Source organism: Teichococcus aestuarii, from assembly GCF_042651065.1.
GTDB classification, from domain to species: domain Bacteria; phylum Pseudomonadota; class Alphaproteobacteria; order Acetobacterales; family Acetobacteraceae; genus Pseudoroseomonas; species Pseudoroseomonas aestuarii.
In genome coordinates, this window is sequence record NZ_JBHSCH010000020.1 from 52891 (window position 1) to 63890 (window position 11000).

The following is an 11000-nucleotide window of genomic DNA, read 5'->3' on the forward strand; positions in this document are numbered from 1 at the left end:
GGGGCCGTGTCCGAAAAGCCTCCCTCAGCCGGCGGGCGCGCGGGCGCGGCGCTCCGAGACCGGCACCGCCTCCTGGCCGATGATCCGCGCCGCCTCCAGCCGCGCCAGCTCCGCCGCGCCGAGGCCGAGCAGCCCGCCCAGCACCGCGGCATTGTCCTGCCCCAGCGTCGGCGCCGGGCGCTGCACCGGGTACGGGCCGCGCCCGGCCTCGCGGAAGGGGGCGGAGGGCTGCTCGTGCCGGCCGAGATGCGGCCGTTCCACCACCTGCCAGAAGCCGCGCGCGGCGAGGTGCGGGTCGCGCTTCAGCGCGCTGGGCCACAGCACCGCGCCGGCGGCGACGCCCGCCGCCTGCAGCGCGTGCATGGCGGCCTCCGGCGTCCGTGGCCGTGTCCAGGCGGCGCGCGCCGCCTCCAGCTCCGCCTCGCGGGCGCGGCGGCCCTCGGCGGTGGCCAGGGCGGGGTCGCCGGCCAGGTCGGGGCGGCCGATGGCGCGGGCCAGGGCGGGCCAGGCGGCATCATCCTGCGTGGCCACCACCACCCAGCCTTGCTCCGCGCAGGGGAAGGCGCCGTGCGGCACCTGGGTGGGGTGGCGGTTGCCCAGGCGCGGCCCGGGCGTGCCGGTGGCCGAGGTGGCGACGATCCAGGGCGCCGCCAGGGGGAACAGGCACTCCACCTGCGCGAGGTCGATCTGCTGTCCCTCGCCGGTGCGGCGGTGGTGCAGCAGCGCCACCAGCAGCGCGGCGGCCCCGTTCAGCCCGCCGATCGGGTCGCCATAGGCGAGCTGGTTGGTGGTGGGCGGCCAGTCCGGCGCGCCGGAGACGGTGGGCAGGCCGGAGGCGTGCTCCAGCGTGGAGCCATAGGCGCGGGCATCGCGCCAGGGCCCTTCCAGCCCGAAGGCGGGCATGGAGAGCATCACCAGCCCCGGCCGCTCGGCCGAGAGGGCGGCATAATCGAGCCCGAGCTTGGGCAGCACTTCGCGCGCATAGTTCTCCACCACCGCGTCGGCGTCGCGCACCAGCCGCTTCAGCAGCGCCTTGCCCTCGGGCGTGGCGAGGTCGAGCGTGATGCCGGCCTTGTTGCGGTTGAGGATGCCGAAGCGCACATCCTTCTCGTAGCGCCGCTCGGCGAAGAAGGCCGGGCGCGGATCGACGCCGCGCCACCAGTCCGGATACTGGCACGCCTCCACCTTGATCACCTCGGCGCCGAGATCGGCCAGCTGGCGGGTGCAGAGCGGCCCGGCCCAGCCCATGGAAAGGTCCAGGATGCGCAGCCCCGCGAGCGGCAGGGGGGCCGGCTTCAGCGTAGGCCGGGGGCGCGGGGCGGGCGGGGGCAGCCGGCCGTCATCCGCCCCGGCACGCGGGGCGGGGCCGCCGGCCAGGGGCGGGGTGCGCGTCAGGCGCTGCGGCAGCGTCGGCCCCTCGAAGCGCGCCGCGCCGAGCGTGACCGTGCCGAAGGCATCGCGCGCGCGATGGGTGGGGGTGGCCAGCAGCGCCGCCATCTCCGGCACCACGGCGAAGGGCAGGCGGCGGCGGATGGCCTCGGCGAACCACTCCTCGGCGCTGCGCGCGGCGAGGCGCGGGGCGAAGAGGGCCTCCAGCGCATCGGCATGGCGCAGCCGGTCCAGCCCGATGACGAAGCGCGGGTCCTCCGCCAGCTCCGGCAGGCCGACCATCTCGCAGAAGGCGCGGAACTGCGCGGGGGTCACGATGGTGACGCCGAGCCAGCCCTCGCGGCAGCGATACACCCCGAGGGGGGAGCTGGGCGCGAAGCGGTTGACGCCGTAGCGCCGCTCCACCTCCGGGTTGGTGACGCTCTGCGCCGCCTGGTACTCGGCCACCGCGATGTTGGCCTCGTGCAGGCTGATCTCCAGCCGGCGCCCGGCGCCGGACCACAGCGCGGCGGCCACCGCGTTGAAGGCGGCGAGCGCGCCCGTCACCGCCCCGGCGATGCCGCCCAGCAGGGAGGGCGGCCCTTCCGCCGGGCCGGTGCAGGCGAAGACGCCCGCCAGCGCGCGCACCACCGCATCGGTGGCCGCGAGATCCCGGTAGGGTCCGCTCTCGCCGAACCAGGAGATCTCGGCGGCGACCAGATGCGGCTGGTCGAGCCCGAGGCGCGTGCCTTCCCGCGCCGCCGGGGCGCGGCCGTCGAGCAGCACGTCGCAGCCCGGCAGCAGGGCGCGGGCGCGCTCCAGCCCGGCGTGGCCGGCAAGATCGGCGGTGAGGCTGCGCTTGTTGGTGCTGAGCCAGCCGAAGAGCGCCGATTCCGCGCCATCCCCGCTCTCCACCAGGGGCGGCTCGCGGCGCAGCGCATCGCCCCCCGGTGGCTCCAGCTTCAGCACCTCGGCGCCAAAATCGGCGAACAGCTTGCCGAGGTAGGAGAGGGCGACGCCCTCGCCCAGCTCCAGCACGCGCAGATGCGCGAAGGGCAGGGGGGCGTCCGGCGGCCGGGGCATGCGCATCCTCCCGAGGCCGCGGTGCGAGGCGGGCGGCCTATTTTGTGATTTGTGACAACTAAATCCCGCCTAGTCCGCCGCGTCAAGCACCGGGCGCGGCCGCGGCAGCGCCCCGACATTGATCTCCGGCAGCCGCCGCAGCAGCACCTCGGCATAGACGCTGATGTCCCGCTGGATGGCGAGCCGCGCCAGCGCCCCGTCCTGCGTGCGCATCGCGCGGATGATGTCGTTGTGCGGATGCGCGTCCGGGTGATGCAGGAAGCGCACCTGCCGCAGCCCCGCCACCAGCGGCCCGCATTGCAGCCACAGCCCCTCGATGATGCGCGCCAGCACCGGCATGTTGGCGAGCGCGCAGATCTCCATGTGGAAGCGCTCATTCTCCACCAGCATCGCGACGCCCTCGCCGCTGAGCCGTGCCTCGGTCATGCGGGCATGGATGGCGGCGAGGCGCTCGGCATCGGCGGGGGTGGCGCGCTCGGCGGCGCGGGCGGCGGCCTTGCCCTCCAGCTCGCCGCGCAGCTCGGCGATCTCGCGGAAGCGCTCGTCGGACAGCACCGGCACGCGCACCGAGCGGTGGTCGAACTGCTCCAGCGCGCCCTCGCTCACCAGCCGCGCCAGAGCGTCCCGCACCGGCGTGGCGCTGACGCCCAGCTCCTGCGCCAGGTCCCGCAGCTTCAGCTTCTCGCCGGGGCGGAAGCGGCTGCGCATCAGCTCGGTGCGGAGGCGCTGATAGACCTTGGCGCCGATGCTCTCGGCGATGATGGGAAGGGGCGGGGCGTCTGCGGTGTCCGGCATGGAGGCTTCCTGCCATGGGGCGGGGCTGCTTGACAGTCCTGCCGCCATGCTGTGATCTGTGACAACAAAATAAAGGCTCCTGGGGGAAACGGCCATGGCCGAGGTGAAAATCGCCGCTGAGATCGCGGCCTCCGTCTGGCGGATCCAGGCACGGCCGGGCGATACGCTGGCCGAGGGCGACACCGTCCTGCTGCTGGAATCGATGAAGATGGAGATCCCGGTGACCGCGCCGCGCGCCGGGCGCCTCGCCGCCATCCTGGTGGCGGAAGGCGAGGCGGTGGAGGAAGGCCAGACCGTCGCGCTGCTGGAGGCGTGAGCATGGCCGCCGATGCCGTCCTGATCGCCAACCGGGGCGAGATCGCCTGCCGCATCGCCGCCACCTGCCGGCGCATGGGCCTGCCCACCGTGGCCGTCTTCTCGGAGGCCGACGCGGCGGCGATGCATGTCGCCGCGGCGGACCGGGCGGAGCCGATCGGCCCGGCGCATCCGCGCCATTCCTACCTCTCGATCCCGGCGCTGATCGAGGCGGCGCGGCGCTCGGGCGCGCGCATGGTGCATCCGGGCTATGGCTTCCTCAGCGAGAACGCCGAATTCGCCGCGGCCTGCGCCGCAGCGGGGCTGGTGTTCATCGGCCCCTCGCCCGAGGCGATCCGCGCCATGGGCGGCAAGGCGGCGGCCAAGGCCGTGGCGCGCCGGGCCGGCGTCGCCGCCGTGCCGGGCTATGAGGGCGAGGACCAGTCCGAGGGCCGGCTGCTGGCGGAGGCGGAGGCGGTCGGCTTCCCGGTGCTGATCAAGGCCGTGGCGGGCGGCGGCGGCCGTGGCATGCGCGCCGTGGCCGAGGCCGCGGGCTTCCCCGCCGCCCTGGCGGCGGCGCGGCGCGAGGCCGGCACCTTCGGCGATGAGCGGGTTCTGGTGGAGAAGCTGGTGCCGCGCGCCCGGCACATCGAGGTGCAGATCCTGGCCGATGGCCATGGCACCGTGCTGCACCTGGGCGAGCGGGACTGCACCCTGCAGCGCCGCAACCAGAAGCTGGTCGAGGAATCCCCCGCGCCGGGCGTCGATCCGGCGCTGCGCGCGGAACTCGGCCGGCGTGCCGCGGCGCTGGCGCGGGCGGTGGGCTATGTCGGCGCCGGCACGGTGGAGTTCGTCGCCGAAGCGGGCGCCACGCCGCAGGCGGACCGCATCTGGTTCATCGAGATGAACACCCGCCTCCAGGTGGAGCACCCGGTCACGGAGATGGTCACCGGGCTCGACCTGGTGGAGTGGCAGATCCGCGTCGCCCGGGGCGAGAGGCTGCCCTGGACGCAGGCGGAGATCCGGCTGGAAGGCCATGCCGTGGAGGCCCGGCTCTGCGCCGAGGACCCGGCGCGCGGCTTCCTGCCTTCGCCGGGGCGGCTGGCGGAGCTGACCCTGCCCGGGGCGGCGCCGGGGCTGCGCGTCGATGCCGGGGTACGCCAGGGCGACACCCTCACCCCCTTCTACGACCCGATGATCGCCAAGGTCATCGCCCACGCCCCGACCCGGGCCGAGGCGCTGGCGAAGCTCACCGCCGCGCTGGAAGGCTGCACGGCCCGCGGCGTGGCGCTGAACGCCGCCTTCCTCGCCGCCGCGCTGCGCAGCCCGGCGATGCGCGCGGCCGAGATGGACACGCATTTCCTCGAACGCGCCCGCGCCGGGCTGCTGGCCGGCGACGCCGCCGCCTGACCCTGGACGCGAACAGGAGCGCCCCCCGATGCCCGATACCCACACGCCCCCCGCCAGCAACTGGCAGCCCGAGCTGGACGAGCTGCGCCGGCGCGAGGCCATGGCGCAGCAGATGGGCGGCGCCGACAAGGTGCGCCGCCAGCACGAGGGCGGCCGCCTGACGGTGCGCGAGCGGGTGGACCGCCTGGCCGATCCCGGCAGCTTCCACGAGATCGGCGCCATCGCCGGCCGCGCGGAATACGAGCCGGACGGCACGCTGCGCCAGCTCGTCCCCTCCAACTGCGTCTTCGGCCGCGCCGAGATCGACGGCCGCCCGGTGGTGGTGGTCGGGGACGACTTCACCGTGCGCGGCGGCTCGGCCGACGCCACCATCCGCGAGAAGCCGCTGATGGCCGAGCGGATGGCCCATGAATACCGCCTGCCCATCATCCGCGTCATCGAGGGCTCGGGCGGCGGCGGCTCGGTGAAGACCATCGAGACCACGGGGCGGGCCAACCTGCCGGGGGGCGTCGGCGGCACCGGCCTGTTCCACTACACCACGCTCAACCTCAGCGCCGTGCCGGTGGTGGGGCTCGGGCTCGGTTCGGTGGCAGGCCTCGGCGCGGCGCGGCTGGCCGCCAGCCACTACTCGGTGATGACCAAGAGCGCCGCCATGTTCGTCGCCGGCCCGCCGGTGGTGAAGCGGCTCGGCCAGGACCTCACCAAGCAGGAGCTGGGCGGCTGGGAGATCCAGACCAGGTCCGGCGCCGTGGACCATGCGGTGGAGACGGAGGAGGAGGCCTTCGACTGCGCCCGCCGCTTCCTCTCCTACCTGCCCTCCTCGGTGCACGGCCTGCCGCCCGATACCGCCTGCCAGGACGATCCCGGGCGGCGTGAGGAGAAGCTCTTCTCCATCGTCCCGCGCGACAAGCGGCGCGTCTACCAGATGCGCCAGATCATCGAGGCCGTCGTCGACCAGGGCAGCTTCTTCGAACAGGGGAAGATGTTCGGCCGCTCGCTGATCACCGGCTTCGCCCGCTTCGGCGGCCGCGCCGTGGCGCTGATGGCGAGCGACCCGTATTTCTACGGCGGCTCCTGGACGGCCGAGACCTGCCAGAAGGTGGTGCGCTTCCTCGACATGGCGGAGACCTTCCGCCTGCCCGTGGTCTATCTGGTGGACTGCCCCGGCTTCATGATCGGGCTGGAGGCGGAGCGCGCCGCCACCATCCGCCACGGCGTGCGCGCCATGGCGACGATGAACCAGACCACCGTGCCCTGGTGCAGCATCATCATCCGCAACGCCTTCGGCGTGGCGGGGGCGGCGCACACGCCGGCGGGGCGGCTCTCGCTGCGCTATGCCTGGCTCTCGGCGCGCTGGGGCTCGCTGCCGCTGGAGGGCGGCATCGAGGCCGCCTACCGCGCCGAGATCGAGGCGGCGCCCGACCCGGCCGCCAAGCTCGCCGAGATCGAGCACAGGCTGGGGCTGCTCCGCTCGCCCTTCCGCACGGCCGAGACCTTCTGGGTGGAGGAGATCATCGACCCGCGCGAGACGCGGCGGCTGCTCTGCGAGTTCACGCAGCTGGCCGGGCCGCTGCGCGCGGCGCAGCCCGGGCGGTTCCAGATGCGGCCCTGAGCTCCGCCGCCCGGCCGGGCGGCGGTTTACCGGAAGAGGGCGGCTCCCATGCAGGGCCGCCCCGGGAGGATCCGCGATGAGGATGTTCACCGCCCTGGCCGGCACGGCCAGGGTGCTGGGTCTGGCCGCCCTGCTGGCGTCCGCCCCCCTGGCGCTTTCCCGGGCGGCCGAGGGGGCCTTCCCCGACCGGCCGCCGCGCATCATCGGCGGCTTCGCGCCCGGCGGCACCAGCGACATCGTGGCGCGGCTCGTGGCCGAGGCGGTGGCCCCCGCCTTCGGCCAGCGGCCGGTGGTCGAGAACCGCACCGGCGCCAATGGCGCGATCGCCGCCGAGGCGGTGGCCCGCGCGGCGCCGGATGGCCACACGGTGCTGCAATGCGCCACCGGCCTGCTCACCATCACGCCGCAGCTGCCCGGCGCGCAGATGCCGCTCGACCCCGCCCAGGAGCTGGTGCCGATCGTCAACGTGGCACACTCCACCCAGGTCATGGTGGTGGCCGCGCAATCCCCGTACCAGGACGTGGCGGGCTTCCTGGCGGCGGCGCGGCGGCAGCCGGGGCGGCTGAGCTACGCCAGCGCCGGCATCGGCTCCGTCTCCCACCTCTCCGGCGCGCGGCTGGCGCAGCAGGCGGGGCTCGGCCTGGTGCACGTGCCCTATCGCGGCGCCGCGCTGGGCGTGGTGGACGTGGTGGCCGGCCGGGCCGACACCATCATCACCAACCTTGGCGACGTGGTGGCGCAGATCCAGGGCGGCGGGCTGCGCCTGCTGGCCTTCGCCGACGGCATCGGCTCGCCGCTCTTCCCGGAGGCGCCGCAGATCTCGGCCACGGTGCCAGGCTATGCCGTCAGCGGCTGGTTCGGCCTGTGCGGCCCGCGCGGCATGCCGGCCGGGCTGGTGGCACGCTGGGCCGCGGCGGTGCGCCAGGGCATGGACACGCCGGAGATGCGACGGCGCCTGCAGGAGCTGGGGCTGACCCCGCGCCTGGAGGAGCCGGCGCGCTTCGCCGAGACCATCGCCCAGGACCACCGCGACTGGGGCGCGGTGATCCGCGCCGGCGGCATCCGCGTCGAATGAGCGCGCGCCGCAGGATCCCAGACCCACCATCCCTCAGGAGGACCACCGCCATGCTGCGACACCTGCTGCCGGCCGCCCTCGCCGTTACCCTCGCCGCCGCCCCCGCACCCTCCCGCGCCCAGGCGCCCGAGGCGGCGCTGCCGGACCGCACGCTGCACATCATGGCCGGCTTCGCCGCGGGCGGCACCTCAGACCTGGTGGCGCGGCTGATCGCCGATGGCGTCGGCGCCGTCACAGGCCGCCGGGTGGTGGTGGAGAACCGCACCGGCGCCAATGGCTTCCTCGCCGCCGATGCGGTGGTGCGCGGCCCCGCGGATGGCTCGATGCTGTTCCAGTGCCCGATGGGCACCATGACCATCAGCCCCGAGCTGCCCGGCATGATCATGCCGGTGGACCCGCGCAAGGACCTGGTGCCGGTGGCCAATGTGGCGCTCTCCAGCTACGGCGCCGTGGTGCGGGCGCGCGGCCCCTACCAGGACATGGCCGGTGTGCTGAAGGCGGCGAAGGCGAAGCCCAACGCCATCAGCTACGCCAGCGCCGGCATCGGCACGGCGCAGCACCTGACGGGCGAGCGGCTGCAGCGCATGGCCGGGGTGCAGATGCTGCACGTGCCCTATCGCGGCGCCGCGCCGGCGGCGATGGACGTGATGGCCGGCCGCGCCGACTTCATGGTGACCAACCTGGGCGACGTGGTGGGGCAGATCCGCGGCGGCGAGCTGCGCCTGGTAGCGCTGGGCGACGCCTCGATGAAGCCCGCCTTCCCGGAGACGCCGCTGCTCTCCGACACGGTGCCGGGGCTGGAGGTGGTAGGCTGGTTCGGCCTCTGCGGCGCCAGCGGCATGGCGGAGCCGGCGATCCGGGCCTGGGCCCGGGCGGTGGAGACGGCGCTGCAGGACAAGACCCTGCAGCAGCGCCTGCGCGAGAACGGGCTGACGCCGCGCTTCGAGGAACCCGCCGCCTTCGCCGCCCGCATCGAGCAGGATCGGCGCGCCTGGGGCGAGGTGATCTCGGCGGCCAAGGTCCGGGTGGACTGAGCCCGTCCCTGGCGCGCCGGTTGGATGCATCCAGCGCGCCAGGATCTTTCTTATGTCAGGAATCCAGAACGGCTCTTAAAAGATTGTTCTTAAAGGATTGACACTACCCGGCGGGCTGGGGCAGCGCCGCCCCGGCCTCGGCCGCCGCCCGCCCGAAGCGGTCCGGTGCGAAGGCGGCGATGGGATGGCTGGTGCCGCCCGAGACTACCAGATCGGCGACGATGCCGCCGATAAGCGGCGCGATGGCGAAGCCATGGCCGCAGAAGCCGAAGGCGTGCACCAGCCCCTCCGCCACGGCGGAGCGGCCGATGACGGGGATGTCGTCCGGCAGCACGCCCTCGATGCCGGCCCAGGCATGGACCATGCGCGTCTCCGCCAGGATGGGGAACAGCTCCAGCGCGGTGCGCGCGGAGAAGGCGAGGCGCTCCACGTCCAGCGTCACCCGGCCTGTGGAGAGGTCAGCCACGCCCTTGTGCCCGCCGCCGATCATCACCTGGCCGGAGGCGCTCTGCTTGAAGGAGATGGGCCGGCCCGTCGCGCCCACCACGGGGGCGACGAAGGGGGCCATCGGCGCCGTCAGCATCATCATGAAGGCGTTGAAGCCGAGCGGGATGTCCTCGCCCGCGGCGCGCGCCACGCGGCCGGCCCAGGCGCCGGCGGCGTTCACCAGCACAGGTGCGGCATGGCGGGCGCCATCGGCGCAGCGAAGGTGCCAGAGGCCGCCGTGCCGCTCCAGCGCGGTGACGCGGGCGCCCTCCACCACCTCCGCCCCCAGCGCCAGGGCGGCGCGGCGGAAGGCGAGGATGGTGCGGTAGGGTTCGGCAAAGCCGTCCCGACGGCAGAGGATGCCGCCCACGCAATGCGGCGCCAGCGCCGGCAGCCAGCGGCGCAGCGCCTCCGGCCCGATCAGCTCCTCATGGGCATGGCCCTGCGCGCGCATCGCGGCCACGCGCCGCTCCAGCACGGCCAGCTCGGCGGCATCCTCGGCCACCTTGATCTGGCCGGTGGCCTGGAAGCCGCAATCCTCGCCCACCAGGGCGGCGATGCCGTGCCAGAGATCCAGCGCCGCCAGGGCCAGCGGCACTTCCGCCGGGTGCCGCCCCAGCGTGCGCACCCCGCCGGCCGAGAAGCCGGAGGCATGGGCGCCGGCCACCTCCTTCTCCAGCACCCGCACGCGGCGGCCGCGCCGCGCCAGGTGCAGCGCCGCCGAAAGCCCGTGCAGCCCGCCGCCGATGACCAGCACATCCGGGTTGCTCATGCCAGCGCCTCCTGGTCGGCCTGGGCGGGGAGGGGATCGGGAGGGGCGCCGGCCAGGGCGGCCAGCGCGGCGAAGCCCACCGGCCTCGCCGGCGCGGGCGGCGATTGCCGCAGCGCCTCGGCCAGGGCGGCGGCGTTGCGCGCCGGCCCGGGCGGGGTGGCGAGCAGCGCGGCCATGGCGCCGGGGTCGCGCCGGGGTGCCTCGGGCAGGGGGCGGGGCGGGGGCTGGGCGATGGCGCCCTGCACCTGCAGCCCGGCCAGGGCGCGGGCGGCGATGCCCGCCTGAAGGGCCGCAGCCTCGGGCGTCGCCGCGCCGAGGATGGCGCCGGCGGCGAAGATGCCGGGCACCGAGGTCTCGCCGCGCCCGTCCACCACCGGGCGGCCATGGGCGAAGGCGCAGCCCAGGGCCAGCAGCAGCAGCGGCTCGTCGGCGCAGAGGAGGAGGCGGGTGAAGGGCAGGGCATGCACGCCGGACGCATCCTCCACCCAGATCCGGCCCGGCGTGGCGTGCCAGGCGGTGGCCACCCGCCGCGCCACCAGCCGCGCCCCCGGCAGCAGGGCGAGCGCCGCGCGCCCGGCCGGGCCGCCGCCGATGATGACCACGCTCACGCCAGCTCCTCCTCCGGCAGGTCGGCCAGCTCGCCCACGGTGATGGGCTTGTAGGGGGCGCGGGGGCGCAGCACGCCGGTCTCCTCCATCGAGGCGCCGCGCGTCTCGGCGATCAGCGCGGCGACGGTGGTGCCGCACATCCGCCCCTGGCACGGCCCCATACCGGCGCGCAGATAGGCCTTCACCTGGTTCGGCCCCGTGGCGCCGAGCCGCGCCGCCTGCCGCACCTGCCCGGCGGTGATCTCCTCGCAGCGGCAGACGATGGTGGCGTCGTCGCGCGGCGCCAGCACCTCGGGCGCCGGGGCGTAGAGCGCATCGAGGAAGGGACGCAGCGCCAGGGCCTCGGCCAGCGTCGCCCGGTGCGGCGCGGCGCGGCGGTCACGCGCGCCGGCGTCCAGCTTGCCCGCGCGGTCGGCGGCATCCGGCGCGGCGAGGCTGGCGGCCTACGCCGCCGCCTGCGACC

Annotated in this window: 10 protein-coding genes; 5 read left to right on the top strand and 5 right to left on the bottom strand. The window is 75.1% G+C overall.

Features of this window, described 5'->3' with window-relative positions; translation table 11 throughout:
- Positions 1–24 precede the first annotated feature (24 nt).
- Together ACFOY6_RS10405 and ACFOY6_RS10410 are read right to left on the bottom strand one after the other, a co-directional pair.
- Positions 25–2451, bottom strand: coding sequence for a CaiB/BaiF CoA transferase family protein (locus ACFOY6_RS10405; protein ID WP_379650561.1), 2427 nt, complete (start codon positions 2449–2451; stop codon positions 25–27).
- Positions 2452–2520: 69 nt separating this feature from the next.
- On the bottom strand, positions 2521–3246 hold the full coding sequence (locus ACFOY6_RS10410; RefSeq protein ID WP_379640881.1) for a GntR family transcriptional regulator: 726 nt from the start codon (positions 3244–3246) through the stop codon (positions 2521–2523).
- A 94-nt stretch (positions 3247–3340) separates the two neighbouring features.
- On the opposite strand from ACFOY6_RS10410, the gene ACFOY6_RS10415 reads away from it, so the two are divergent.
- The 5 genes from ACFOY6_RS10415 (at position 3341) to ACFOY6_RS10435 (ending at position 8671) form a co-directional block, all read left to right on the top strand.
- Positions 3341–3562: a biotin/lipoyl-binding carrier protein gene (locus ACFOY6_RS10415; protein ID WP_379640883.1), complete on the top strand. Its 222-nt coding sequence runs from the start codon at positions 3341–3343 to the stop codon at positions 3560–3562.
- Between the two features lie 2 nt (positions 3563–3564).
- Positions 3565–4950 (top strand): ATP-binding protein, encoded by a 1386-nt coding sequence (locus tag ACFOY6_RS10420; protein WP_379650563.1) that lies wholly within the window; start codon positions 3565–3567, stop codon positions 4948–4950.
- Positions 4951–4978: 28 nt separating this feature from the next.
- Positions 4979–6562, top strand: coding sequence for an acyl-CoA carboxylase subunit beta (locus ACFOY6_RS10425; RefSeq protein ID WP_379650565.1), 1584 nt, complete (start codon positions 4979–4981; stop codon positions 6560–6562).
- 76 nt (positions 6563–6638) lie between these two features.
- Positions 6639–7637, top strand: a complete 999-nt coding sequence (locus tag ACFOY6_RS10430; RefSeq protein ID WP_379650567.1) for a Bug family tripartite tricarboxylate transporter substrate binding protein — start codon at positions 6639–6641, stop codon at positions 7635–7637.
- A gap of 50 nt (positions 7638–7687) precedes the next feature.
- The gene (locus tag ACFOY6_RS10435; RefSeq protein ID WP_379640889.1) at positions 7688–8671 is read left to right on the top strand and encodes a Bug family tripartite tricarboxylate transporter substrate binding protein; all 984 of its coding nucleotides are present in this window, start codon (positions 7688–7690) and stop codon (positions 8669–8671) included.
- 103 nt (positions 8672–8774) lie between these two features.
- On the opposite strand, the gene ACFOY6_RS10440 is transcribed toward ACFOY6_RS10435, so the two are convergent.
- The 3 genes from ACFOY6_RS10440 to ACFOY6_RS10450 are packed head-to-tail and all read right to left on the bottom strand — an operon-like array spanning position 8775 to position 10827.
- A complete protein-coding gene (locus tag ACFOY6_RS10440) occupies positions 8775–9929 on the bottom strand; it encodes an NAD(P)/FAD-dependent oxidoreductase (RefSeq protein ID WP_379650569.1) in 1155 nt (384 codons plus the stop codon).
- The gene (locus tag ACFOY6_RS10445; protein ID WP_379650571.1) at positions 9926–10537 is read right to left on the bottom strand and encodes a hypothetical protein; all 612 of its coding nucleotides are present in this window, start codon (positions 10535–10537) and stop codon (positions 9926–9928) included. The genes ACFOY6_RS10440 and ACFOY6_RS10445 overlap by 4 nt, the downstream gene beginning before the upstream one ends.
- Positions 10534–10827, bottom strand: coding sequence for a (2Fe-2S)-binding protein (locus ACFOY6_RS10450; RefSeq protein ID WP_379650573.1), 294 nt, complete (start codon positions 10825–10827; stop codon positions 10534–10536). Before ACFOY6_RS10450 ends, ACFOY6_RS10445 begins: the two co-directional genes overlap by 4 nt.
- Positions 10828–11000 lie beyond the last annotated feature (173 nt).

Coding starts and splice junctions, on each gene's coding strand:
- ACFOY6_RS10405 (WP_379650561.1), bottom strand. CDS start 2,451: ATGCCCCGGCCGCCGGACGCCCCCCTGCCCTTCGCGCATCTGCGCGTG.
- ACFOY6_RS10410 (WP_379640881.1), bottom strand. CDS start 3,246: ATGCCGGACACCGCAGACGCCCCGCCCCTTCCCATCATCGCCGAGAGC.
- ACFOY6_RS10415 (WP_379640883.1), top strand. CDS start 3,341: ATGGCCGAGGTGAAAATCGCCGCTGAGATCGCGGCCTCCGTCTGGCGG.
- ACFOY6_RS10420 (WP_379650563.1), top strand. CDS start 3,565: ATGGCCGCCGATGCCGTCCTGATCGCCAACCGGGGCGAGATCGCCTGC.
- ACFOY6_RS10425 (WP_379650565.1), top strand. CDS start 4,979: ATGCCCGATACCCACACGCCCCCCGCCAGCAACTGGCAGCCCGAGCTG.
- ACFOY6_RS10430 (WP_379650567.1), top strand. CDS start 6,639: ATGAGGATGTTCACCGCCCTGGCCGGCACGGCCAGGGTGCTGGGTCTG.
- ACFOY6_RS10435 (WP_379640889.1), top strand. CDS start 7,688: ATGCTGCGACACCTGCTGCCGGCCGCCCTCGCCGTTACCCTCGCCGCC.
- ACFOY6_RS10440 (WP_379650569.1), bottom strand. CDS start 9,929: ATGAGCAACCCGGATGTGCTGGTCATCGGCGGCGGGCTGCACGGGCTT.